The sequence below is a fragment of the Primorskyibacter flagellatus genome (genome assembly GCF_014638275.1).
GTDB lineage: Bacteria > Pseudomonadota > Alphaproteobacteria > Rhodobacterales > Rhodobacteraceae > Pseudooceanicola > Pseudooceanicola flagellatus_A.
On record NZ_BMFJ01000003.1, the window covers coordinates 123,620 to 148,776 of the forward strand.

At 63.2% G+C, this 25,157-nt stretch carries 22 protein-coding genes and 2 pseudogenes; all 24 read left to right on the forward strand.

The genetic code is table 11. The annotated features are described in order from the left end of the window. Window positions 1-80: 80 nt before the first annotated feature. The 24 genes and pseudogenes from IEV87_RS20100 to IEV87_RS20215 all read left to right on the forward strand — a co-directional run bounded on the left by IEV87_RS20100 (window position 81) and on the right by IEV87_RS20215 (window position 25,154). A complete protein-coding gene (locus tag IEV87_RS20100) occupies window positions 81-965 on the forward strand; it encodes a recombinase family protein (RefSeq protein ID WP_188479600.1) in 885 nt (294 codons plus the stop codon). Between the two features lie 143 nt (window positions 966-1,108). After that, window positions 1,109-2,302 (forward strand): plasmid partitioning protein RepA, encoded by a 1,194-nt coding sequence (gene repA / locus IEV87_RS20105; RefSeq protein ID WP_132998387.1) that lies wholly within the window; start codon window positions 1,109-1,111, stop codon window positions 2,300-2,302. After that, a complete protein-coding gene (gene repB / locus IEV87_RS20110) occupies window positions 2,286-3,218 on the forward strand; it encodes a plasmid partitioning protein RepB (RefSeq protein WP_188479601.1) in 933 nt (310 codons plus the stop codon). The genes repA and repB overlap by 17 nt, the downstream gene beginning before the upstream one ends. A gap of 214 nt (window positions 3,219-3,432) precedes the next feature. Continuing rightward, on the forward strand, window positions 3,433-4,644 hold the full coding sequence (gene repC, locus IEV87_RS20115) for a plasmid replication protein RepC (RefSeq protein ID WP_188479619.1): 1,212 nt from the start codon (window positions 3,433-3,435) through the stop codon (window positions 4,642-4,644). Window positions 4,645-4,812: 168 nt separating this feature from the next. Beyond that, window positions 4,813-5,058 (forward strand): hypothetical protein, encoded by a 246-nt coding sequence (locus IEV87_RS20120; protein ID WP_188479602.1) that lies wholly within the window; start codon window positions 4,813-4,815, stop codon window positions 5,056-5,058. A gap of 388 nt (window positions 5,059-5,446) precedes the next feature. After that, the gene (locus IEV87_RS20125; protein WP_188479603.1) at window positions 5,447-5,932 is read left to right on the forward strand and encodes a hypothetical protein; all 486 of its coding nucleotides are present in this window, start codon (window positions 5,447-5,449) and stop codon (window positions 5,930-5,932) included. Window positions 5,933-5,971: 39 nt separating this feature from the next. Next, window positions 5,972-6,703: pseudogene (locus IEV87_RS20130) on the forward strand (ArdC family protein); the annotation flags it as partial. A gap of 174 nt (window positions 6,704-6,877) precedes the next feature. Further along, window positions 6,878-8,227 (forward strand): tyrosine-type recombinase/integrase, encoded by a 1,350-nt coding sequence (locus tag IEV87_RS20135; RefSeq protein ID WP_188479533.1) that lies wholly within the window; start codon window positions 6,878-6,880, stop codon window positions 8,225-8,227. Then, a complete protein-coding gene (locus IEV87_RS20140) occupies window positions 8,224-10,011 on the forward strand; it encodes a hypothetical protein (RefSeq protein ID WP_043754032.1) in 1,788 nt (595 codons plus the stop codon). The genes IEV87_RS20135 and IEV87_RS20140 overlap by 4 nt, the downstream gene beginning before the upstream one ends. Beyond that, window positions 10,008-12,212 carry an integrase gene (locus tag IEV87_RS20145; RefSeq protein WP_188479534.1) on the forward strand — a complete coding sequence of 735 codons (2,205 nt, stop codon included), beginning with the start codon at window positions 10,008-10,010 and terminating at the stop codon, window positions 12,210-12,212. Before IEV87_RS20140 ends, IEV87_RS20145 begins: the two co-directional genes overlap by 4 nt. A gap of 51 nt (window positions 12,213-12,263) precedes the next feature. Beyond that, entirely contained in the window at window positions 12,264-13,166 is a 903-nt protein-coding gene (locus IEV87_RS20150) for an ArdC family protein (protein ID WP_188479535.1), read from the forward strand. A gap of 56 nt (window positions 13,167-13,222) precedes the next feature. After that, window positions 13,223-13,429, forward strand: a pseudogene (locus IEV87_RS20155) (zincin-like metallopeptidase domain-containing protein); the annotation flags it as partial. A gap of 90 nt (window positions 13,430-13,519) precedes the next feature. Next, window positions 13,520-13,909 (forward strand): DUF3768 domain-containing protein, encoded by a 390-nt coding sequence (locus IEV87_RS20160; protein WP_043754039.1) that lies wholly within the window; start codon window positions 13,520-13,522, stop codon window positions 13,907-13,909. Between the two features lie 148 nt (window positions 13,910-14,057). Then, complete coding sequence (locus IEV87_RS20165) at window positions 14,058-16,031, forward strand: ParB/RepB/Spo0J family partition protein (RefSeq protein ID WP_043754041.1); 1,974 nt, start codon at window positions 14,058-14,060, stop codon at window positions 16,029-16,031. 70 nt (window positions 16,032-16,101) lie between these two features. Next, on the forward strand, window positions 16,102-16,695 hold the full coding sequence (locus tag IEV87_RS20170) for a hypothetical protein (RefSeq protein WP_043754043.1): 594 nt from the start codon (window positions 16,102-16,104) through the stop codon (window positions 16,693-16,695). Then, complete coding sequence (locus tag IEV87_RS20175) at window positions 16,695-17,351, forward strand: DUF6927 domain-containing protein (RefSeq protein WP_043754045.1); 657 nt, start codon at window positions 16,695-16,697, stop codon at window positions 17,349-17,351. The genes IEV87_RS20170 and IEV87_RS20175 overlap by 1 nt, the downstream gene beginning before the upstream one ends. 112 nt (window positions 17,352-17,463) lie before the next feature. Next, entirely contained in the window at window positions 17,464-21,723 is a 4,260-nt protein-coding gene (locus tag IEV87_RS20180) for a strawberry notch-like NTP hydrolase domain-containing protein (RefSeq protein ID WP_043754047.1), read from the forward strand. Window positions 21,724-21,848: 125 nt separating this feature from the next. Beyond that, on the forward strand, window positions 21,849-22,235 hold the full coding sequence (locus tag IEV87_RS20185) for a DUF6878 family protein (RefSeq protein WP_009803668.1): 387 nt from the start codon (window positions 21,849-21,851) through the stop codon (window positions 22,233-22,235). A 1-nt stretch (window position 22,236) separates the two neighbouring features. Further along, window positions 22,237-22,677, forward strand: a complete 441-nt coding sequence (locus IEV87_RS20190; RefSeq protein WP_043754051.1) for a DUF6915 family protein — start codon at window positions 22,237-22,239, stop codon at window positions 22,675-22,677. A gap of 98 nt (window positions 22,678-22,775) precedes the next feature. Beyond that, on the forward strand, window positions 22,776-22,955 hold the full coding sequence (locus IEV87_RS20195) for a DUF5983 family protein (RefSeq protein ID WP_043754053.1): 180 nt from the start codon (window positions 22,776-22,778) through the stop codon (window positions 22,953-22,955). Window positions 22,956-23,036: 81 nt separating this feature from the next. Then, the gene (locus IEV87_RS20200; RefSeq protein WP_188479605.1) at window positions 23,037-23,315 is read left to right on the forward strand and encodes a hypothetical protein; all 279 of its coding nucleotides are present in this window, start codon (window positions 23,037-23,039) and stop codon (window positions 23,313-23,315) included. A gap of 117 nt (window positions 23,316-23,432) precedes the next feature. Next, the gene (locus IEV87_RS20205) at window positions 23,433-24,161 is read left to right on the forward strand and encodes a DUF736 family protein (RefSeq protein ID WP_048534142.1); all 729 of its coding nucleotides are present in this window, start codon (window positions 23,433-23,435) and stop codon (window positions 24,159-24,161) included. A gap of 215 nt (window positions 24,162-24,376) precedes the next feature. Further along, window positions 24,377-24,607: a hypothetical protein gene (locus IEV87_RS20210; protein ID WP_043755226.1), complete on the forward strand. Its 231-nt coding sequence runs from the start codon at window positions 24,377-24,379 to the stop codon at window positions 24,605-24,607. Between the two features lie 40 nt (window positions 24,608-24,647). Next, the gene (locus IEV87_RS20215; protein ID WP_081979737.1) at window positions 24,648-25,154 is read left to right on the forward strand and encodes a JAB domain-containing protein; all 507 of its coding nucleotides are present in this window, start codon (window positions 24,648-24,650) and stop codon (window positions 25,152-25,154) included. Window positions 25,155-25,157 lie beyond the last annotated feature (3 nt).

Consider the following 25,157-nt stretch of genomic DNA (forward strand, 5'->3'; position numbering starts at 1 on the left):
GCACCACAAAGAGCGCCCTTGCCTCTGTTTACAAACGGTCGTTTATTGGCGGTATATGAAACTGCAAACGGCCTGTTTTGATGCCCCTGATAGGTTATGCCCGCGTATCAACCGAGGATCAGACCCCCCTGCCCCAGTCAGAGGCTCTGAAGACTGCAGGTTGCGTCGAGATATTTGAGGAGCAAGCCTCGGGCGGCAATCGTGCGCGGCCGGTGCTTGCGCGGGTGTTGGAACGCATCGGCAAGGGCGACACGCTCGTTGTCGTGCGGATCGACCGCCTGGCGCGGTCGTTGTCGCATCTGCTGGAGGTGATCGAGCGGCTCGAGGCCAAGGGTGCGTTCTTCCGTTCTATTCAGGACCCGATCGACACCGGATCCCCGCAAGGCAAGTTCACGCTGCAGGTTCTGGGCGCTGCGGCCGAGTTCGAGCGCGCCCTGATCCGGGAACGCACGAAGGCCGGCCTCGCCAGTGCCCGAACAAAGGGCCGCGTGGGCGGAAACCCTGGGCTCCGGGCCAAAGACCCAGCCGCTCTTCGCAAGGTCCGGCTGGCCCGACAGGACGGCTACATGGAGCGGTTGAACCAGACGGCGCAGGACTGGGTGCCCCACGTGCGCCGCTTGCGCCCCGAAATGGCTTGGGAGGACGTGCTGCGCGTCGTTAACGGCCCCCTGCCCCACGACCGACACTGGACGCAAAGCCGCCTGCTGCGCGCCGTCAACGCCTATGTCCGGGACGGCTTCCTGCCTGCCGAGGTGCTAACCCGCGCCGGGCGCCGCGAAACGGACGACCGCCTGCCCGCAATCGTCGCGGCCATCAAGGGCGCGGATCCCGACATCACGCTTCAGGCGATCTGCAGCCGCCTGGAGGCGATGCGCGAACGCACGCCCCGTGGGAGGACAAGCTGGCAGCCGTCTTCGGTGAAGATGCTGCTGGAACGAGCTGAAAGGTTGGGTCTGCTGGATTGAATTCAGCGGCCTCGGCTCTTGTGCCTGCTGCGATCAGCCACACTAAATCTAGAAAGAGCTTGCGCGAATCTCATCGCTCGGGCAATAGTCTCGAAAAATACCGCGCAATCACATAAAAAACGCGCCCACGGATCGAGGCATACATGAGCGAAGCTGAGCAGGACCTAGACATTGCCATCGGGCAGTACGCAGAGCTTCTCGCGTCGAACCTTCATGCGCAACGTGCCGCCCACTTTCCCCCAGACGCCAAAAAGGTCATGCGCACCTTGACCAGCGGTGAAGCCGCAGAGTTGCTTGGCGTTGATCATACCTACCTTCGCAAGCTTCATCGAGAAGGAAAGATCGCTGACGTCGAAACCACCGCTGGCAGCCACAGGCGATATACCCTCGATGATATCTGGGAGATTCGCCATGCCCTTGAGAAAAACGCGAAGAAGCCTGGAACCTACGTTCCGGGTCGCCGTGCCGGTGACGAGCTTCAAATCGTCTCTGTTGTGAACTTCAAGGGCGGAAGCGGAAAAACGACAACATCGGCTCACCTTGCACAGCGCTTGGCTCTCAAGGGATATCGTGTCCTTGCGATCGATCTGGATCCGCAGGCATCTCTCTCTGCGCTGCATGGTATCCAGCCCGAGCTGGACCTGATGGAGGGTGGCACACTGTATGACGCGGTTCGCTACGATGAACCGGTCCCGATCTCAGATGTGATCCGCAAGACCTACATCCGCGGTCTTGATCTTATTCCGGGCAACCTCGAACTCATGGAATTCGAGCACGAAACACCCGCCGCCATCCAGCGCGGTGGCGCCCGCGCCTTCTTCGCCCGTGTACGTGACGCGCTCGACAGTGTCGAAGCGGACTATGATGTCGTTGTCATCGACTGCCCGCCGCAACTTGGCTTCCTTACCATGTCCGCCCTCTCCGCATCCTCTGGGGTGCTTGTAACCGTTCACCCGCAGATGCTCGATCTGATGTCCATGTCGCAGTTCCTGCGCATGACCGCCGATCTGCTTGGCGTCATCCGAGATGCCGGCGCAAACCTCCGCTTCGACTGGCTGCGTTTTTTGCCAACCCGATACAAGGTGGGCGACGCCCCACAGACCGAGGTGATTGCCTTCATCCGGGGTCTGTTCGGCAGGTCAGTCCTGACCAACCACATGGTCGAGTCGACGGCTATCTCTGATGCAGGGCTGACGAAGCAGACGCTCTACGAGGCTGACAAGAAGGACTTCACGCGCCAGACTTTTGATCGCGCGATCGAGTCCATGAACGCCGTAAACGACGAGATCGCTGCGATCATCCAGAACACGTGGGGACGCAATGGCAAGAAAGCCTAAATTGGGTCTGCCCCTGCAGACACTTCGCAATGCTCCCGACGCTCTTGAGGGGCGCCGGCTACGCGGTGGTGTGTTTGAAATTGATCCTGGCCATATCGAGACAGCTGGACGGCTAGACGACCGTCTGCAAATTGAGATCGAGGGTCTCAAGGCGTCGATCTCTAAAAATGGTCAGCGAGTTCCGATTCTTGTCCGTCCGCTTGAAGATGACCGATACAGCCTGATCTATGGCCGTCGTCGGCTGGAAGCTTGCAGAGAACTTGGCATCAAGGTCCGCGCCATCGTCACCGAGATGGAGGGTGACCAGGCCCTTCGCGATCAGCTTTTGGAGAACCAGGAGCGGCGTGATCTAAGCTTCATTGAACGTGCGCTCGTGGCCTCCGCCTTGCTCGAAGGTGATCATCTGAGCCCTTCTGAACGGACCAACAAAGGTGTCGCCGAGGTTCTCAATCTGACCGAGGCCGGGGTGTCTCAGTTGTTGAGCGTGGTCCGTACCGTTGGAGAAGAACTGGTACTGGCCATCGGTGCCGCGCCAGGTATCGGGCGGCCACGATGGGAAGAGCTGAAGAAGCTGATCGGAACTTCAGAGGCTGATCGCGAACTGCTCGCTGCCTTGGCCAGTGAGGCAAAGAGCGCATTCCCTGGCGGCATTGATGAGAAGTCCGATCAGGCATTTTTGGCGGCCCTGTCCGCAGCCGGAAAGCCCGATAACTCCGAATCCGCACCTCGCCCGCGTGGGCGACCCGCCACGGTCATTCCGGGCGTTGGGGCGGCGACAGTTACGACTGGACGTCGTGGCAAACAACTCAAACTCGAGCTGAAGGCCGAGGACAGCGATTTTGTCAGCTGGTTGGAAGGCAATGCCCCACAGCTGCTTACCGAGCTTCACGAGCGCTGGAAGCGTTCGGAAGACTGAGGAAGAGCAACAAACAAAAAGGAGGCACGATACAGGCAAAAAAGAAAAAGGCCCCGAGAAGCTAACTTCACGAGACCTTTCTTAGGTTTCGCACGGGACCAGCCCGCTACAAAACTTCAGTTTTCGCACCTCTGAATGTAGCGTTCTGGCCCCTATCCCGCAAGCGCAAAGCGATTCGCGGGCCCAGTAAAATTTTGCCTTCGTGAATGACATCATGGAGTACACACCGATTTCACCGTTTATGCGGTCGATCTCGCACGCTCATCTGCGTGTGGTCGAGCAGCCCGAGGCGTCTGTTCCGGGCAAGCCCGTCAACAAGTGGGAGCTCCTCCGCGAGCTGTCCAAGGCCCAGGCCGCCTTTGGGATTTCCGAGCGCGATCTGACCGTTCTTCAGGGGCTTCTCAGCTTCTTTCCAGACGACAAGCTTGGCGGGAACGCTGAAATGGTCGTCTTCCCGTCCAACAAGGCCATTTGCGAGCGGCTGAACGGTATGCCCTGCTCGACGATGCGGCGCCACCTCGCGCGTTTGGTAGAAGCTGGCTTGCTTGTGCGGCGCGACAGCCCCAACGGCAAACGTTACGTCCGCAAGCATGGCGAAGAACGCGTGGCCTTCGGCTTCGATCTCTCCCCGCTTTACTGCCGGGCAGAAGAGGTCGCGCGAGCCGCAGAGGCCGTGCGTGAGGCTGAGGAGCGTGTCAGGCGTCTGAGAGAGGTTGTGAGCCTCATGCGGCGCGATCTCGCAGCCTTGGCGGAGTTTGGTGAAGAAGTTCAGCCTGGGCTTGGGCTCTGGGATCAGCTTCGCGATACGGCCGTCCTCACGGCCCGGGCCCTTCGCCGCAAGCTTCCACTCGAGGATCTCGCAGCCCGTCGCGCGAACCTAGAAGCTCTTCTTGACCAGGCACGCGACGCTATTGATGGCCCTGAAACAGAAGAAATGAACACCAGTGATGCCCGTTTCGAGCGTCACCATCATAATTCAAATAAAGAATCTATAGATCTTGAACCTGCCTTAGAAAAAGGCGGGGCGGCGGCCGATGTTCCAGAGAAGGATAACGATGAGCCTTTGGCTGACGTTGAAGGGCCGGACACACAGCGGGTGCCCAGGATCCCACTTCATCTGGTGATTGCGGCCTGTCCTTCGCTCAAAACTTTCTACCAAGGGGATGTTCGGCACTGGCACCAACTTTTCGACGCTGCCTGCCATGTGCGGCCAGCAATGGGCATCAGTGCGTCCGCCTGGGAAGAAGCGCAGCGGTTCATGGGGCCCGAGCAGGCGTCGATCGTTGTCGTTGCCATGCTGGAACGCTTTGCCGACATCAGATCGCCGGGTGGATATCTCCGCGCGCTGACATCGAAGGCAGCGGCGGGCGAGTTCTCCTGCGGGCCGATGGTCATGGCGCTGATCGGCCGACGGAGCGCGGCTTAACAGCTGTTAAGTGTCCGGTGAAAGTGGGCCGCTCTGATGTGACTTAACAGCTGTTAAGTCTGGTCTGACCGCCAAGTACTTTTTAGCAGATCAAGGACTTGAGGTTGTTGGACACCGGTGAGACAGATTGGGAAAATGGGTGTCGGCGGCTGTCGTGGAGAACATCTGATGATCAAGGCGGCTCAGAAAGCCACCCTGTTCCAATCGTGGGACAACCCCTTTGACAAGCGTGTGCAGAGCCAGCCCAACGTCTGGCGCATCAAAGTCGGAACATCGCTGGAAGGATGGTCTGGAGATATCGTACACTGGGGTCCACTGCAGGGCTTAAGCTTGTTGAATACCTCGATCAATTCGCGCGAACGGCGCTGTGTCTTGTCTGAGCTCATACGCGCCGCCCGTTGCAGTGCGTCCTGACAACGCCCAACTGTCATAGCGATCCGCGGACACGTGCGCAGCGGTGTCGTGATTTTGCTTGGTTCGAACTGGCCGGCCTATGCGAAGTTCTTGATGTGCCTGAGGACGCAAGCCTCGCAAAATCCATGATATCATATAAGCCATTGATAATAATATGAAACAAACGAATGTATTGGCTACATTCACCGATATTACTTGCCGATCCGGGGGGGCGATCCGGACATGCTGGATAGGATCGCAGTTATTGGCGGATATGTCGGGGTTTCCGGTCTGTTTCTGCTTACTGCCCGCAGAAAGTGAAAGTGTCCTTCGGGTTTTGTGACTGACGGATGAGGGCCCTTGGGGTCCCTCGGATGGGTCCGGGCCGGGTTCCAGTCTGCCGTTTCTGATGAAGGGCATTCCCATGCAAACAGGTGTCTTGCGCGTGTTGCGCGCAACCGCTGCCTCCTGGTGGCGGCTTAGAGAACTGCGCCGAACCGGCGAGACGGAGCTGGCCCGGCGGCTCGAGCGGAAAGCCGTTCTCCGCGATCTCGGCTATCTCAGGCAGGCTGCGACTCTGCCAAACGCGCACGTGATCTGCGGGGAGGGTGGGACGTTCCTCCATCTCGGCTGGACCACCGTGTCGACCTTTGCGCCGATCGAGCGCTTTCCCTTGGCCGCACTTGCGGTCGCACGAGGAACCCCGTTCATCGATATCCGACACGACACGGATGTCATCGCCTTCGCGAACCTGCCGTGCGTGACGCGTGACGGATCGGTCGACCCTGGCCATTCGGGTGCCGGCAAGTCTGTCTCGCTGAGCACCTACATCGACATGGTCGAAAAGCTCGGTGCGAGGATTCTCAATGATCCGCGACCCCGTCGGTCAATCTGATCCCCAAACTTCTCACCCACACACGAAAGGAGGCCAGACATGGCCCGATCCCGCACGCCCAAATTTGATGCCTCCGAGGTCATCACGAACGAAATCATCCGCATCATCGAGCGCGGCGTCCTGCCATGGCGCAAGCCCTGGACGGCAGGCGGCAGCTCGCGCCCCCTGCGCGTAGGCGGTGAACCCTACCAGGGGGTCAACAACTTCCTGCTGACCATGCGCACCGTAATGGCGGGCCACAGCTCGCCTTTCTGGATGACGCTGCCGCAGGCCAATGCCTTGGACGCAAAGGTGCGCAAGGGCGAGAAGTCCTCTGTCGTCGTCTATTACGGCCAAAGCCGGAAAGACGCGGGCGCAGATGAGCATGACCGCAGCGACGGGGATGATCACTCCGAGGAAGCCCGTATCTTCCGCTTCCAGAAATCCTACCGTGTGTTCAATGCCTGCCAGATCGAGGGTTTGCCCGACAGCTTCTACCCTGACCCGGAGCCCGCGCCCGAGCATCCGCAGTCCGAGCCCATCCCGCACATGCAGGCGTTTTTCGATGCCATCGACATCACAACCGTCTTCACGGGCACGGAGGCGTACTATTTGCCGCCCGTGGACAAGGTTTATATGCCGTCCATCACGCGGTTTCAGGACCCGCGCAATTTCTACGGGGTCTGGGCCCATGAGCTGGCCCATGCCACGAAAGCCCCCCATCGACTGAACCGTGATTTCGGGTTCTCGAAGTTTGGCAACACGTCCTATGCGCGCGAGGAGATCGTCGCGTTATCTTGACAGTCTGCACCGCATGTCACCTTGCCGTAGGATGGGTGACAGGCGTCGACGGTAGGCAGTTTTCAGGCTGGCCGCCGCGCTTACCAAAGAGCTGGCGGCGGCCAGCCTGAGAACTGCCGGGCCGAAGCGTGCACGGGGTGGGGGCATGGGGAGGGTTTTGCGCTGGTGTCGATTATTTCAGTTTGCGAGCGTCGCGAGGCCGGGGGTCTCGACGCGCATGTGCCGTTGATCCTGCGCGGCGACACGCTCTACGACCCCGATCTGGATCGCTTCTTTCTCGACCAGCCGCTATCGGGGATTCGATCACGGCATTCGCTTCGCGCCCAGGCCTATGATGTGACGGTCTGGCTTCGCTTTCTCGATGCCTGCGGCAAGACCGTATGGGCTGCGACCCGCGACGATGTCGAGGCTTATCATCGTGCGCGCCGGCGCGGCGATGCTGGTCAGCGGATCACGGCGGCAAGCTGGAACAGGGCCGTCGCCAGCCTTGATCGCCTCTATCGCTGGGGCGAGCGGCAAGGGCTGATCGCCGATGCACCGTTCAACCGTCGTGCCGTGTGGCGACCGGCGCAGGGTGGACGTCGCGGAATGATCGCCGCGCGCAACGATGCCTATGAACGTGTTGTGAAGCGGTCGGATGTCCGGTTCGTCACGATGGACGACTACCGCATCTTCCGCGAGGTCGGTCTACGCGGCCTCGCGCCTGACGGCAGCGAACGCCCCGGCGCGCGTGATCGGAACGGATTGCGTAACGCGCTCTTCGCTGATCTGCTCGTCACGACAGGTTTGCGACTGGAAGAAGCCTCAGGTCTGCTCGCCGGTGATCTCGCGGTCATCGTTCCGGACGGCGATGAGAACCGGCAGCTCTGGCTGCGCCTGCCGCCGCCGCTCACCAAGGGCGATCGCGGACGAAGTGTTCTGGTCCCACGCCGGCTGCTTCGTCAGATCGCGGCCTATATCGATGTCGAGCGCGCGGCAGGCGCGGCCAAATTCGTCGCGCGCGATGGCGCGGCGCGCTTTGACCGGCCGATCCATATTACCGACGCCGGTCTCGACCGCATGCGCGATGTCTGCACGCCAGAGGAACGAGGCCGTCTGATTCTGTGCAACGAGAACGGAACGCCGCGCGAGCCCGCGGCGCTATGGCTGACCGAGGTCGGACAGCCCGTTCGACCCAATTCCTGGGAGGTGATCTTCGCCCGCGCCTGCAAGCGCTGTAGAGACTATGGTTTCTCGTTGTCGATCAGCCCACACCAGCTGCGCCACACCTTCGCGGTCCATATGCTCGCTTTGCTGATCCAGGAGCGTCTGCGCGAAGCCGCATTGCCGGCGGGGCCGATGGAGAGCTACCGGCTGATCCTGGGCGACCCGCTGCAGCAGGTGCAACGCCTGCTCGGCCACGCGAGTCTCGCCACCACCTATATCTATCTCGACCATATCGCGACCCGCGCCGATACGGTGGATTCGGCGGTCGAGGAGTTGCTGGCACTGCTGCCGGGACCGCAGGGCGCATGAGCGGGCGTCCCCGCAAGGGCAGGCCCGTCGCTTTCGCACCCGTCACGCCGGAGCGAGCCAAGCCCGATCCGGTGCTCGGCCTCAGGTTCGTCATCGAGGCGCGGCATGGCGGGACCGTCCTGGTCGACATGACCGATCTCGATCCTCGTCCGCTCGGTATCGCCTTTGCCAGCGCGTTGCGCCGGTCGGCCGCGCTCGGCGGCCGGATCGGTGCGGCCAGCGTCATCAAACAGTATGTAAACTCCTATCGCCGTTTCTTCACCTGGCTTTCCGATGAGGCGGGGGAGGTGGACGGGCCCGAAGACGTGCGCGCAGCCCATGTCGACGGTTTCGCATCGGCACTCGAACGCGGGGGAATGGGCGCGATCTACCGGCATGTGACGGTCAGCAAGATCGTCAATACGCTGCGTGCGATAGAGGCGGATCGGCCCGACAGGATCACGCCCGACCTCCATGAGCGGTTGCGCTATACAATGGCGACCTCGGCGGGACGCTCGACCCCGCGTGATGCCTACAGTCCCTTCGTCGCCCGCGCGCTGCGCGACGCGGCCCGTACGGACGTGGAAGCGATATTCCGCCGGATCGGCGCCGAGGATCGGACCGATGAGGGCGATCCGGTCATTGCCGGAGCGCGGGCCGATGTCGAAGCTCTCATCGCGCGCCATGGAGCCGTTCGGACCGAGAGCGTCGAGCTGCGCCGTCTCTATTTCATGCGCTTGCGGCGCGGCTTGCCGATCAGCACGCTGATCGACGACCTGCATCGCCGACATCATCTGCACGTCACCGATCTGCCGCCATTGCTCGTGCTGCTTGCTCTCGATACCGGCCTCGAGCCGGAATGCCTGAAGGCGCTGACGGTCGATTGCCTGGACAATCCCTCCGCCGGAACCGTCGAACTGCGATACCTGAAACGACGCGCCGGCGCCGCCGGGCACAAGAGCATGCGCGTGCGCGACGGCGGCCTCGGCACGCCGGGTGGCCTTATCCGCCGGCTGATCGAGATCACGACCGTCGCCCGTCAGCATCTGCCCAACGATTGTCTCTGGGTTTACCACAACGTCGGCGGTCTCCATGCAGGCATCCGTCATCCGCGCGAACGCCTCGACGCCTGGGTGGCACGGCACCGGATTGTCGATGAGGACGGCAAGCCGCTCCATCTTCTGCTGTCCCGGCTTCGCAAAACCCACAAGGCGCTGTGGTACACCAAAACCGAAGGGTACATCGCCCGCTTCGCGGTCGGCCACACGCCCGAGGTCGCGGCGCGCCACTACGCCGATCTGCCATCGCTGCGGCCCCTGCACGAGGCCACCGTCGCCGATGCCTTCCGCGACGCTGTCGTCACCGCGATGCCGACCATCCTCGCGCCAGCAGCCGAGAAGACGCTGCGCGAAGCGCCCGAACAGGCCGGGCCGCTGATGCCGCCGGATGCGGTCGGTTCCATTCTCGATGGGGAGCAGGATCTCTGGCTCGCCGCCTGCGCGGGGTTCCATAGCAGCCCCTTCGCCGAGGCCGGCTCGCCATGCCAGCAGCCGTTCTGGGGGTGCCTCCATTGCCCCAACGCCGTCATCACCGCCCGCAAGCTCCCCGCGATCATGGCCTTCCTGTCCTTCGTCGAAGACCAGCGGCAGGGGCTTCCCGGTCCCGACTGGATGGTCAAGTTCGGGCAGGTTCATGCCCGGATCGTCCATCAGATCTTGCCCGCGTTTTCCGATACCGTTGTCGCCGAAGCGCGGTTACGCGCCGTGGAGGAGCGCCTCTATCTGCCTCCCGAGGCGCGCGCATGACCGCGCCCGCCCTTGCCCGCGCGCACGCGTTCGATGATCGGCCCGTGCTGGCGTGCGCGCCGCTCAAGCCGGGCCATGCCCGCGAGGACCTGTCGCGCGTCGGCGATCCAAGCTGGAATCTGGGTCCCGCCGTCTTCCGTGAGAACGCCCGGCGCTGCCACGTCACCGTGTATTTCGACGTGCTCGAAGATGCCGATGTGCAGGCAATGATGCGCGCCTATCTCTATGCGCGTCTCAATGTCGACCTTCCCGGCCATCGTCCGAAGCTGCCGCCCAGCTGCGTGCGGCAGGCGTTCAACCGGGCGCGGCGCTTCTTCGGCTTCGTCCGCGAACGATTGGGCGCGCTGGACCTTGCCCGCATTGATCCTCCGCTGATCGACGCCTATGCGCGGCATCTCCGAGAGGACCCGGCAAGGCGGCCCGTCATTGTCGGGCAGCTTCTCGAGGTCGTCATCGACTTCTATCTCTACCGCGAGCACCTTCCCGGCGGCGGCTTGTCGTTCGAACCGTGGGACGGGCGGCCACCCGCGCGCGTCGCGGGCTATCGTCATGTTCCCGAGAACCGGACCCCGCGCATCCCCGAGCCGATCATTGCGCCGCTTCTGGCATGGTCGCTGCGCTACATCACGGTATTCGCAGGGGACATTCTCGCCGCCCGGCGTGAGCTTTCCCGGCTCGAAGCGCGCCGCGACCGGCTCTTCGTCGCGGAACAGGGATTGCCGCATGCGGAGCGCCGCCGCCGGCAACGGCAGCGACTGGCGCGCTATTTTCGGTCCCGCGCGCGGCAGGGCCGGGGCGTGCCGGTCTGGGCAAGCCCACCCAACGGTTCCGCATCCGTCGATCCGGTAAGCGGGGAGCTTCTGCCCGTCGTCAACGTGCAGCTTCTGCATCTACACGTCGGCGTCGATGCCGCCAGGGAGCCGGCGATGCATCTCGCTCTCGCTGGCGGCGCGTCCGATCTCATCGCTGCCGCCATCGCGGATATCGGGATCGAACCCGGCGGCATGGATACGCCAATCTCGGTCGATGCCGATCTCGGCCGGCCATGGCGGCACCGCTTTGATGCCAAATCCCTCGTCCTGGAAGAGCGCATGCTGCAGGCAGCGGCTTATGTGGTCTGCGCCTATCTGACCGGTATGCGCGATTGCGAGGTGCAGGCGATGCGCCGGGGATGCCTGACGCTTGCGCGCAGCGAGGACGGCACCGTGTCACGACACCGCGTCCGTTCCACTGCGTACAAGGGAAAGGGGGGCCGGGGAGCGTCGGCGGAGTGGGTGACCATCGAGCCCGTCGCCCATGCGATCGGGGTGCTCGAACAGTTGACCCGGCGCGCGGCTGTTGCCCATGGTCTCGATACGCTCTGGCCCGTGCTGTCAGTGACGCGAAGTAGCAAACCGCACGTCTCCGCCGAGATCGTGCGCCAGTTAAACGCCTATCGTGACCACCTGAACAGGCTGTTCGGGACGGAAGAGGCGCCCGCCATACCGCCCGGGCCGGACGGTAAGCCCTGGCGGATCACGACGCGCCAGTTTCGTCGCACGATCGCATGGCACATCGCCAACCGTTCCTTCGGAACGGTGGCCGGCATGATCCAGTACAAGCATGCATCCGTCGCCGCGTTCGAAGGCTACGCGGGTAGCAGCGCCTCGGGTTTCCGCGCCGAGGTCGAGGCGCAACGCCGGCTCGGCCAGATCGATGATCTGCTCGAGTATTTCGACAGGCGGCGCGGCGGAGCCGACCTTGGTGGGCCGGCCGGTCTTCGTGTCGCGCGTACCCTCGACGAGACAGCCACCGAGCTTGGGCCATTGCCGCCGATGATCGCCGACCGGTCCCGTCTGCGCACTATGCTCGCCAGTCTGGCCCGCACCCTGCATGTCGGACCGCTTGCCGATTGCTTCTTCGATCCGGCAACCGCCCTGTGCCTCAAGCGCGTGACGGATGCCGCGGCAGACCGCCCGCTGACAGCGCTTTGTGAACCGACCCGCTGCCCGAACGCCTGCATCGCGCAACATCACAGGCCCGTGTGGGAGCGGAGTGCCGATGAGGCACGCATGTTGCTGCGCGAGAAGCGGCTGCCCGGATTGCAGCGGGCCGCGCTTCAGCAGGAAGTTGACCGGATCGAGGGTGTGCTGGCCCGGATCGCGCCGCCGCCCGTTCGGTCGGCGGTAAAGGGAGAGGAGGCTTGGGATCGGGGTGAGTGACGGGATGAGGAGAGCGGGAAAGGCCTGTTCCGCCCGTCCTGGAGACCTGTCATGTCCCGATCTTCCTCATCGGCCGGGCGCGCCGATGTTTATAACCGTATCACCACCGAGATCATCGCCGCCATCGAGGCAGGCGCCGGCGACTGGCGTGCGCCCTGGTTCCACGACGGGAGCAGCATCGCGCGTCCGACCAACGTTTCATCTGGCAAGCGCTATCGCGGCATAAACACCTTGGCGCTCTGGGCCACGGGCTTTGCCGCCGGATATTGCGACGGTATCTGGGGAACGTACAAGCAATGGCAGGATGCCGGCGCGCAGGTGCGTAAAGGAGAACGCTCTACCACGGTCGTCTTGTGGAGGGAGATCAAGGTTTCCCAGCAGGCCGACGACGAAGACGATGATGACGGGCATCGACGGATGTTCGCCCGCGCATTTTCTGTCTTCAATATCGCTCAGGTGGACGGGTACGAGCGCCCGGCGACCCCTGTGCTGCCCGAGGCTGAACGCCTTGCCCATGCGGAAGCGTTCATCACAAACCTGGGCGTCAAGACGGAGTTCGGTGGATCGGAAGCCTATTACCGCCCGTCGACCGACACCGTGTTCATGCCGCCGTTCACTTCGTTTCGCGATGCCGCGTCGTTCTACGGTGTCTGGCTACACGAGAATGGTCACGCCAGTGGCGCAAAGCACAGGCTCAACCGCGACCTTTCCGGTCGCTTTGGTTCGGCCGCCTATGCCGCCGAAGAATGCTGCGTGGAAATTCTCAGCGGGCTGGTCCTGGCAGACCTCGGGATCGCCCACCATCCACGCCCCGATCATGCCGCCTATATTGCCTCGTGGCTCAAGGTCCTGAAAGACGACCCCAAGGCCATCTTCACCGCCGCCAGCAAGGCGCAGCAGGCGGCCGACTGGATGCATGCGCAGCAGCCCCATGCAGAGGAGGTAGCGGCATGACCAAAACCGTTCTCATTGCCGAAAAATTTCAGAATGGGGCTGGACTGTCAGGATATGTCGCGGAGCTCTGTACGGTGTTTTTGGGTCAGAAGCTGGGGTTTTCGGCGCATACGCTGGAGCTGAATGCGGCCTATCTCAGCAACTGGGTCCGGGTGCTCCGCTCAGACAAGCGGGCGATCTTCAAACATGCGGCGGACGCGCAGCGCGCCTGCGACTATCTCGTCGCCGTGTCGGAGGCGGGGCAGGGGGAACAGGCCGCATGACGTCCGAGGCTGTCCGGGCTGGTAGGGCGTGTGAAAGGAAAAGCTGGCTTTGGGTCTGGTGGTTTCAACACATCCCGAAAGGACAGCCCCATGAGCCATGCCGAACCCGCAGAGTATCCCCGACCGAACGCCACCGTCATCGCCGCCCATAACGATGCCTTCCGCAGGTTTGCCTGTCTGGGCATTGCCCCGGATCAGGCGATCCAGGGCCGCCTCGTCGTGACCCAGTCCCTGATCGAGGCCGGCGATGGTTTCGTGACGGAAGCCGTGAAGGCCACCGGTGCGTTCGATACATTCGAGCCCGACAATGACCCTGACGGCTGGCACGATTTCGGGGCGGTGACGATCCGCGGCGAGACTGTGTTCTGGAAAATTGACCTCTACGAGGCCGGTTCCGACTTCCGCTACGGCGCCGAGGCTCCCGACAATCCAGAAACCACCATGCGCGTTCTTACCATCATGATGGCGCGCGACTGGTAGGGCAGGCCGCACCCCAACCTTACATCACCGACAGGCCCGCTGACCCTCCGAAAGGGAAAGTGGGCCTCTTGTCCTGTTGGTTCCCGGATCCGGGGATCGGTCGCACGGAAACTCGCGGCCCTCTCAATCACGTCGAGAAGGACATGCCATGACTCAGTCGTTCAAACCCACCACCGTCGCCATCGGCGATCTTGTCGCCCATCCCGCAAACGTACGGACCAATTCCCCCGAGACCTACGCCTCCGAGAATATCGCGCATCTCAAGGCCAGCATCGCCGTATTGGGCCTCCTGCAACCGCTGCTCGTTCAGAAGATCGACGGCAAGTTCGGGGTGCTCGCCGGTGGCCGTCGACACGCGGCCCTGCTGGAACTTGCTGCGGACAAGGCCGCCAAGGGCTTCACCAACAGCACGAAGATCGATTGCCGACTGGTCTCCGAAGATTGTGATGTGACCACCGCGCTCTCGCTCGCCGAAAACATCACCCAGGCCCCGATGAACGCGATCGACGAGTTCGAGGCCTTCGCCCGGATGATGGAGGTCGATGGTCAGACGCCGGAAACCATCGCCAAGACCTTCGGTACCACGGTCGCCGCTGTCAAAGGCCGTCTGCGCTATGGGCTCATCCATCCCGACATCCGCGCCGCGGCCCGCGCCAAATCGATCACGCTCGATACGATGAAGGCTTTCGCCGATCATCCCAGCCAGGAGGTGCAACGCGAGGTCTTCGAGGCGCTCACCAAGGAGGACAACCATGTCCAGGCCTACACCGTGCGGAACGCGCTGAAGTCCCGCGGTGTCCAGGTCAGCGACGATATCGGGGCCTTCGTGCGTAAAGACTACGAGGCGCGCGGCGGTGCCATCGCGGCCGATCTGCTGGACGAGCATTCCGTGCTCGAGGATTCCGCGCTGGTCGAAACGATCCTGCTGGAAAAACTCGCCGCCGCCGCCGAAGAGGCTCGGGCAGAGATCGGCTTTGCCTGGGCCGACGCGGTCATTCAGTACGACTATGCCGCCATGGCGGATTATGGTCGGGTCTATCCGGGTCCGGTCGAGCCCGACGAGAAGGGTTCGAGGCGCGTCGACGAGATCACCGCCGAGCTTGAGAAACTCGAACACGAGATGGAGAACGAAGAACTCGAGGACGAGGCGTACAATGAACTCTACGAACGCGTGGACGCGCTGGAAGCCGAGGCGCGGGACCTCCGGGAGGCCTATAGCACCGAGGATCTTGCCAGCTCCGGCGTGATCGCGTCCTGGTCGCATGGCAAGATCTCCCTGCATGTCGGGATGGTGCGCCCTGAAGACAAGACAGAGCGGTCTGGCAAAGGCACCGGCGCACCGAGTGACAAGGGCGCCGCAGACGGCGATGAGATCACCTATCCCGCCTCGCTCACCGAGGATCTCAAGACCGAACGGGCAATGGCGCTCGGCGCGGCCATGGCCAAGCACCCGGAGGCGACGCTTGATCTCACGCTCTTCAAGCTGGTTACGGATGTGCTTACCAGCGGTTTGGGCGTCACCCAGGCGATCAAGGTCGACGCGCGACAGGAGTATCGCACCCACGCGAAGATGGACGAGATCGACGGCACATCGCTCGAACAGGTGGCGGCAGCGCATGACGCGCTCAACCTCTCCTGGGCCGATGACGCGAAGTCCCCTGCCGACCAGTTTGCGCTCTTCCGGGCCCTTGACGCGGGCGAGAAGGCGAAACTCGTCGCCTACGCTACGGCCGCGACCACGCAATCCTGTTTCGCACGGGACAGGCAGCGCGACAGCTTGATGCATGACTTCGAAGTCGAGATCATGCCGGACATACGGGCGCATTGGACGCCGAATGCGGCGCTTTTCAACCGCTTCAAGAAGGCCTGGCTTCTGAAGATTCTCGGCGAGGAGCTGGGGCTCGCACAAGAGGCGGTGACATTGGCCTCTTCGACCAAGAAGCAAGTCGTCGAATTCTGCGAAAAGCTCTTTGCGGAGCCTTTCGCCACGCTGACGGAGGCGCAGCGCGCGGCGGTCGCGGCCTGGTGTCCTCCGATGATGCAGACGGCAGGTGTCGAGCCGGTTGATGCTGGCGAGTCCGAGACACCCGTAGACGCAACCGGGGTCGCCAAAGCGGCCTGATCGAGCAGGCGGCCCGCTCGGCATGTCCGGCGCGGGTCGCACCCTTCCCTCCATCTTACAGGTAAATCCCATGTCCCTTCTTAGCTTCACTGCCGCGAGCGTCGCGGCGCAGATCGCGCATGCGCGCGGCTGCTCCACCTTCCTTCCCAACTGGAACGGGCCGGTGGGCAAACCCGCCCTGATCCTGATCGTCGGCACTGGTGTGCATCTGCGCTCCAATGGCATCGACGGTTCGACCACGCGGATCGTCACCACCGAACGCGCCGATCCCACATATGCCTTCGCCAAGGGCATCAACCCGTTCCGCGATCCGGATTGGATGGCGGCGCGGCAGGCGGCGTTTCGCGATTTGACGGGCCAGTTCTACACCGACATTCTCGATGACGTGCAGATGCTGATCGACCGCGGTCACGACACTATCCGGCTGGCAACCGATGGCCACACGATCTGCGTTTTCCTGCGCCGCGCCGCTGACTACCTGATCGGCGGCACCTACGACGTGCCCTCCGGTCTCGGCGGGACGTTCCGGGTGATCCTGAAGGACGCCACCGACACCCACGCCCTCGTGCAGAATAGCGGCAATTGCGAGGATTTCGACGATATGCTGCCTTACCGCGTGCCGCTCGATGCGCTCATCGAAATCGATGACCGGAGGGCGGCATAGTGGGTTGGCTCTTCTACACCGACCGCCGCGTCAAAACCTACGCGGAGGAGAAGGCAGAAATCGCCCGGCTCTGCACCTTCGAGACGGATACCCGCAAGACATTGTTGCTCAAGGCCTGCAAGGTCGGCTCGACCTGGTATGCAGCTTTGAGGCTCACCAACATCGATGGCGGGCCGGTTGAAGACAGAACCTACGTGACCGATGCCGACGGGTCGATCACCTTCGGCGCCGTCTTCCTCACCCGCTATGACGAGGGCTGCTGGGGCTACAAGGACATGGAGGAGAGCGTCGGCCCGGTCGAGTCCCGCGCGCCGCTCAGCCTTCTGGTGTTGCTCTCCGAGTTGAAGGATCCCGACAGCTATGCCCATGCTTGGCGTCAGCGCTGCCGCGATTGGGCGGCAATCCCGGACTACGACGAGGGTGACAAGATCAAACTGGCCTCACCGGTAACGCTGACCGATGGCAGCACCTGCCAGATCGTGACCGCCACCCATTACCGGCGCGGAGGGCAAAAGCGTCGCTGCTACCGCATCGAGGAGACAGGCGACCTCGTGCGTCTGTCGAAAGCCTCGCTCGCCGGGTCCGAACTCCTCAGCTCGGCGAAGAGTGCGGCGAGTCCGGTTCTGGCCGAATTTTTCGCCGGGAAGGGGTCCTGACCGCCGGCAGCGACGTCATCTGTCCGGCCTTGAGCCGCCTCCGCGCGTTTGAAAGCGCAGAGGCGGCTTTCTGTCCTGTCGGACCCACAACCTGACTCAAAGGACAGACGATATGGACAACCGAAGCCTGGCACTCGCACGCGATTTCCCATCGAAACCTCACCTTCTGCAGGCCATTCGCCTGATCGGCAGCGAGATTGAGAAGCAACCGCTCAAGAGCTCATCGCTCGCTCGGATCATGCGCGAGACTTTCGGTGGCAGCGATGCCGGCGGCGCGTGGTCCTGGCGCATGGCCTATGACCTGATGCAGGCCGCCACGGTGACGACGATCATGCAGGACAGCGGTTCGGACGTGCTCGCGACGGCCAGATTGCTCGCCTCACGGCTCCTGACGGAGACCCGGCGCTCCGAGCAGCAAATCCGTCTGCAACAGTTCTCGACGCCGCTGCCCTTTGCGGCACTGGTAATACGCGCAGCCGCCATTCGCCCCGGCGAAACCGTCCTCGAACCTTCCGCCGGGACCGGCGCGCTGGCTGGTTTTGCCGTGCGCGCGGGTGGCAAACCGATGCTGAACGAGATCGATCCCTTCCGCAGGGCGCTTCTCGAGGCGACCATTGACACGCAGGTGACCGGCTTCGACGCGGAACATATTGATGATCTCCTGACGGTGCCCGACCTTCCCGGTGTCATCGTGATGAACCCACCCTTCGCCTCTTCGGTCGATCGCTCGCGGGACAGGCACATCGCGGCGAAACATCTGATCTCCGCGGCTAAGCGCCTCGCGCCGGGCGGGCGTCTCGTGGCAATCATGCCGATGGGATTTTCGCCGGAACGGGACGCGGCCCATTGGTCACGGGCCTCGGCCATCGCAAAGCCGCGCCTAGCGCTCACGATCTCTGGCCACGTTTACCGCAAACTCGGCACCACGGTGGAAACCCAGCTCATGGTCTTCGACAAGGTGCAGGAGGAGATCGAGATCGTCCGTGCCATGGTCGACGATCTGGACGCGGCGCGCCAAATCATCGATGACATCGCCGCAACCCGCACTGCCACTCCCTCGATCCAAACCGGTGCGCAGTTTCGGACTGGGTCGCGCCGGGTCGGTGTCCCAGTTGCACGTCAGCGCCCAATCGCCCAAGCGGCGTCTGCCAAACCCAAATCGCATGCCGCCATCCCGCTGGCCTTCACCTGCCTCGACACACCCCGCGAAAACACCCCGGTCTCGGACATCTACGCTCGCTACCGCCCGCAGCGGATTGAGATCACGGGGGCTCAGGAACATCCCACGCCGCTCGTCGAGAGTATTGCCATGGCCTCGGTCGCGCCCCCGGTTCCGTCGAATGAAGCCGCCTCGGACCTGCGGCTGCCTGGCCATCTGATCGAGGGGGGTCATCTTTCCGAGGCCCAGCTCGAGACCATCCTGATGGCAAACGACGCCCACGGGCGCGACCTGCCGGGCAGGTTCACGATCGACGAAGACCAGTCCCGGATGACCCGCGCCGATGATAATCCAGAGGCGTACGCCTATCGGCTCGGTTACTTCCTCGGCGACGGCACCGGCTGCGGCAAGGGCCGCGAATGCGCCGGGCTCATCCTGGCGAACTGGCTCGCGGGTCGGCGCAAGGCGGTCTGGATCTCCAAATCCGCCACGCTCATCGAGGACGCAGTCCGCGACTGGACCGACCTCGGCGGCTCGCCCGCCGACATCCAGCCGCTCTCCAAATGGAAGCCTGACCAGCCTATCTCCATGGGCGATGGCATCCTTTTTGTGACCTACGCGACACTCCGGTCCGCAGGCAAATGCGGGACGACCCGGTTGAGCCAGGTTCTGGGCTGGATGGGCGAGGGTTTCGACGGCGTGCTGGCTTTTGATGAGGCCCACGCCATGCAGAACGCCGCGGGGTCCGACGCGGGCAGGGGGGTCAAACCCTCCCAGCAGGGTCTCGCCGGGCTGCGTCTGCAGCTCGCCACGCCCCGGGCGCGGGTCTTTTATGTCTCGGCGACCGGGGCCACCAGCGTGCAGAACCTGGCCTATGCCTCCCGCCTCGGACTCTGGGGTCAGGGTCCGGACTATCCCTTCCCGAGCCGGGAGAGCTTTGTCTCGGCAATGGAGGCCGGAGGCGTTGCCGCGATGGAAGTCGTGGCGCGCGACCTCAAAACGCTCGGATTCTACACCGCGCGGGCGCTCAGCTTCGATGGTGTGGAATATGACGTGCTCGAACATGCGCTGACACCGGCGCAGATCGAGATCTATGACGCCTATGCCGGGGCATTCCGGACGATCCACCATAATCTCGAGGCGGCGCTGACCGCGACCGGGGTCAATGATGCCTCCGGTCAGACGAACGCCTCTGCCGCGAAGGCCTCGGCCAAATCCCGCTTCGAGAGCACCAAGCAGCGCTTCTTCAACCACCTTCTGATGGGCATGAAAGCCCCGACCGTCATCCGTGCCATTGAAGATGATTTGGCCGAGGGATTTGCCTGCGTCATCCAGGTGGTCTCGACGGGCGAGAGCCTGTTGAAGCGACGGCTCGAGGCGATGGACCCCGAAGACGAGCTGGTCGAGGGGGCGTTGACGCCTCGGGATTATGTGCTCTCCTACCTCGAACAGGCCTTCCCGATCCATGCCCAGAAGATCGTGGAGATCGACGGGAACATGGTCGCGGAGCCGCTGCGGGATGCGAATGGCGCCCTGGTTGTCTCCCGCGAGGCCGAGGCCTTGCGCGATGAGGCAATGATAGAGCTGATGTCCCTGGCGCCGATCCCTTCGGCGCTGGACCAGATCCTCTGGGCCTTCGGGGATGAGGTCGTGGCCGAGGTGACAGGGCGCTCCATCCGCCCCCTGAAAGCCAGCGAAGGTGCCCTCTTCATCGAGAAGCGGTCCGCCAGCAGTAATTCTTCTGAAACCCGGGCCTTCATGGATGGCGAGAAGGACATCCTGATCTTCTCCGATGCCGGCGGGACGGGCCGGTCCTATCATGCCGCTCAAACGGCCAAGAACCAGAAACGGCGACGGCACTACCTGCTGGAGCCCGGTTGGCGGGCCGATGCCGCGATCCAGGGGCTCGGCCGCACGCATCGTTCGGCTCAGGTCAGCGCGCCTTTCTTCCGGGTCTGCACCTCGGATGTGCACGGCGAGAAACGCTTCACCTCCACGATCGCCCGACGGCTTGATCAGCTGGGCGCCCTCACCAAGGGCCAGCGCGAGACCGGCTCCCAGGGCATGTTCCGCGAGGAGGACAATCTCGAAAGCCCGATCGCAAGGGGTGCGCTGCGAGGCTATTACGCCGATCTCGCCGCCGGGCGCGCGGCGGCCATGAGCTACGAACAGTTCAGCGATTGGACAGCTCTTCGACTGATCGACCAGGACGGCGTGCTCCTGGAAGAGTTGCCGCCGATCCAGCGCTTCCTCAACCGTGTCCTGGCGCTGCCGATCCACATGCAGAATGCACTTTTTGTCGAGTTCATGAGCCGGATTGCCGATCAGACCGAGCGGGCGCGGGCTGCAGGCACACTCGATCTCGGCGTCGAGACATTGCGCGGCGAGAGGATCGAGCAGGTCTCGACCGAGGATCTCTGGACCTGTCCGCGCTCCGGAGCGGTGACACGGATCATCGGACTGGAGGTGACGGACCCCGTCCATATCCTCTCCGCAGAAGAAGCTTTGGACCGGAACCCCGACAAGCTGCCAATGATCAACAGTGCCTCGGGACGTGCGGCGCTGATCTCCTCGCGTCCGATGCAGATGTATGACGAAGAGATCGTCACGCTCATGCGCAAGGTGACCCGGCCAAGCGGGTCCACCTATGTCGAGGAAGGGAAGTTCCAGGCCTCCGCCTGGGAAGAGATCGAAAAGCCCGAGTTCCGCCGCCTCTGGGACGAGGAGGCCAACAGCCTGCCGAAGGTGACCACGACGAAGCTATACCTGCTGACCGGGCTGCTGTTGCCGATCTGGAAGGATATCCCCTCGGGCAACGAACGCATCTACCGCGTCACACCTGAGGCACAGACAGCGATGATCGGCCGGACCGTCAGCGAGGACGGCGCCGCGGCCCTGCGTGCGCGGTTCATGGTCGGCACCCCGAAAACCCCGCGGGACATGCTGACGGCCGCGCTCGGATCCACCGCGCCGGTCGATCTGGGACGCGGCCTCACGCTCACCCGCCGCCGGGTCGCGGGCGCGGCCCGTCTCGAGATCGACGGGGCCGACCGGGGCACGATCGACGGGTTGAAGGCCCTGGGGTGTTTCACCGAGATCATCGCCTTCCAGCTTCGGGTCTTCGTGCCCCACGGGGAGGGCGTCGATACCGCTGCGATCCTCGGCCGGATCGTGGCGGACGGATCAGCCTCCAGGGCTGATCGCGCCGCCTGAAAGGAAAAGCGGGCCTTGGGTCGGGGGAACGCGGAAGGGTGCTTTGCCCCCTCGCGTTCCGCCGCCGTGGCGTGTCTCCAGACCCCTCGGCGCCTTCCCCAATCCCAGACAAGAGGACGAGACCCATGACCAACTCCGAGACCACCTTTGCCGAGACGATGGCAAAGTGGCAGGCCGAGCGCGAAGCCGCCAACAAGGCCACCCGAAACGAGCTGCTCCCGCAATTGCGAGGCCTCGGCATCACCGAGGTCACCGCCGAATACGAAGGCTACGGCGATTCCGGCAATATCGAAGACGTAACGGTGCAGCCCGCAGGCATTGCGCTCCCTGACGAACTCTGCACGAAGGTTGGCGACTTCGCCTGGTCCGTCGCCTATCACCAGCATCCCGGCTTCGAGAACAACGAGGGCGGCTACGGCACGCTGACCTGGGATGTCATCGCCGACAGCATCACCCTCGATCATGCCGACCGCTACGTTGAATGCTCCCACAGTTTCGATGAGGGCCTGTGACATGGCCCATCCCCTCCATCATGCCGAAAGTTCCGCCCGGAAGTATGGCGGAACGCCATCCGACTATCAGGCCGTTCACGACTGGTTCGATGCCTCAAAGGAGCATCTCGCCATCTTCACCCACCGTGCTCTGCGCCATCACACGCAAGGCATCTTCGAGGCCGAACGTGTCTTCGGGCTCTCCCTCACCAACGGGGCGGGGCGTGAGATTCCCATCCGCTGGATCGGCGAGCAGCATGTCCGCGAAGACTGTCAGGGCCGCATTCCGAGCCTCGCCGACTGGCTCGGACGGATCCAGCCCGAGCCCTGGATGGCCAACGGGCAGATCGACCGGCAAGCGCATGAGCCCGTCGGCGATCCGCGCACGAAATGGCTGGCCGAGGTGGCTGGGGGCAAGACGATCCTCGGCCTCAAGGACTGGATGGAGGCGAGGGGATCATGATGCGCAACGTTCGCAGGTTCTACGATTGCAGCACCGCACATCTGCCTGAATAAACCGTCCAGGCTATCGAGAACGGGCTCTTTGCCAAATCGCCGAGCATGCAGAATGAGTATGGCTGGCTGTTCTCCGTCCCTGTAACCCTCGCCGACATGCCGGAAGGCGTCGACTGCGACGCCTTCAAGGCGGTCATGGCGTTGGCGATGGATGCCGGGTGTGACTACGTCCTCTTCGATCGAGACGTCCCGCCAGCCCCCTATCTCGAGGTCTTCGACTGGTAGGTCAATCGCGGTTGCACAGAGGCCCGATCCACGGATCGGGCCTCTCTTGTTTCCAACACCAATACTGAAATGGAGATCCGGATGAACGTCGCGGAGATAAAGCTCGCCGTGGATGCCGGCAAATCCGTCCACTGGGCGAATGAGGGGTATCGGGTGCATCGGGACGGCCTTGGCCAATACCTCATAACCTTTGTGCCGAACGGCAGCACGATCGGGTTGACCGACCGGAGCGGCCGTAGGCTGAACGGAGCCGAGGCCGACTTCTTCATATCGGAGCCGGGCCATGATGGCGCGACAGCGCAGGGGAGGGTGGTGCGCGGGGCGACGTCGGACACCTTGTCTACCGCCGGGCCGGGCTGACGGGCAGGAGAGAAAGGAAAGAGGGCTTTGTGGTTTTGCGATCCCATGAGGGGTCGAAAAGCAATCCCGCGTGCTCTGGCCAAGTGCCGGGCAGCGGCAAACCCAAGGAGAAGACCTATGTTCGCAGGAACCCTGACCAAGAATGCCGAAACCGCAGCCACCGCCTATTCCGGCATGATCCATTCGACCCGGTTTGACATCGCCATCCAGCTCGAGACTCGGACGAAGATGTCCGAGCGAAGCCCGGACTATGATGTGACGGCGGTGAACAAGTCGGGCCGCAAGGTGCGCATCGGCACGGCCTGGAACGAGACCGGCAACACCACCGGTAACCATTACATCTCGATGCAGATCGATGTCGGCCTCGGGCCCTTCCGGGTCAACGCCGTGCAGACCAAGGAAGCACGCGAAGCGATGACCGGTGAATTCGAGATCATCCCGCTGGTCTCGAACGGTGCGATGAAGTCCGGTTCGATCTCGGGCGAGTTGACGGCGATGGATGCAGACAACGCCTTTGCCGGTTACATCGCCAACATGATGTTTGACCTCGACTTCATGCTCATCGAGAACGAGTTCAAGACCGAGGAGACCCATCCCGACTACCGGATCGAGGTCAGCTCGCCCAAGGGCCACCCGATCCGCGTCGGCTCGGCCTGGATGGCGAAGAGCAACCGGACCGGCAACGACTATGTCTCGCTCCTCATCAACACGCCCGATGGCGATCTGCGGGTGAACGCCGTGCAGAACGAGGAGCAGCGCGGCGGCCAGACCTTCTCGATCATTCCCTTCGTCGAGAGTGCAGGCCAGGACCGGTCGGACAACGCCGGGCTCGCCCTGGTCGGCTGACAGGCAGCGACTGCTACAGAACTGGCGCCCCGGGCAACCGGGGCGCTTTCGCCCGTGCAGGCCTGATCCTCCTCCCAAAACGGCCTGACGGGGTGGTGCCGGTCCTGTCTCCGACCGGCCCGCGCCTCCTGTCCCCAAGAGGCAGGTCCCGCGAGGGGAGCCGCAGTGACGCGGCTCCCCTCTTTTCGTATCACCTCATCAGTAGGACTAGACGCATGTTCAATCTCACCCATCCCAAGCTGGTCACGCTCGCCGAGGCCGAAGGCTACGCAGAGGTCGTGGACTTCCTGGAGGACTATGCGCAGGGCAGCATCGTGCCCGCGATCTGCATGGCACCCGATTGCGACCACACCGCCGATCTCGAACCCGACCAGCGCGCCGGCTTCTGCGAGGCCTGTGGCCGCCCCACCATGAAATCCGGCCTCGTCATCGCAGGCATGAACTGAGCGGCGCTGGCCGCGATCCTCTCAAAAGATTGGAAACGACATGATACAGCACGATCCCAAAAAGATCGCCGAACGAGGCGCATCCGGTTTCTCCGAAGCCGAGATCGCGACCATCGACGCCGCCCGCATCATCCTGCGCAGGCATGCCCGCTCGACCTCCGCACTGCAGTCCTGGACCATGCTGACCGACTACCTGGCTCTGAACGCCGTTCATGAACGGGTCGAGGTGTTTCGGGTGCTGCTTCTGGACCGGAAGAACAGGCTGATCCGCGACAGGGTCATGACTCGCGGCAGCATCGATCACGTCCCGGTCTATGTCAGCGAGGTGCTCCGCGCCGCCCTCGTTCTCGATGCCTCTGCCCTCATCCTCTGCCACAACCACCCCTCCGGCGATCCGCATCCGAGCCAGACCGACATCGAGCTCACCCGCAAGATCGTGGAGGCCTGCAAGGTGATGGAGATCGTGGTCCACGATCACATCATCGTCGGCTTCGGGCGGGAGAAGAACGCCTTCAGCATGCGGGCGGCAGGGATGTTGTCGGATTAAATT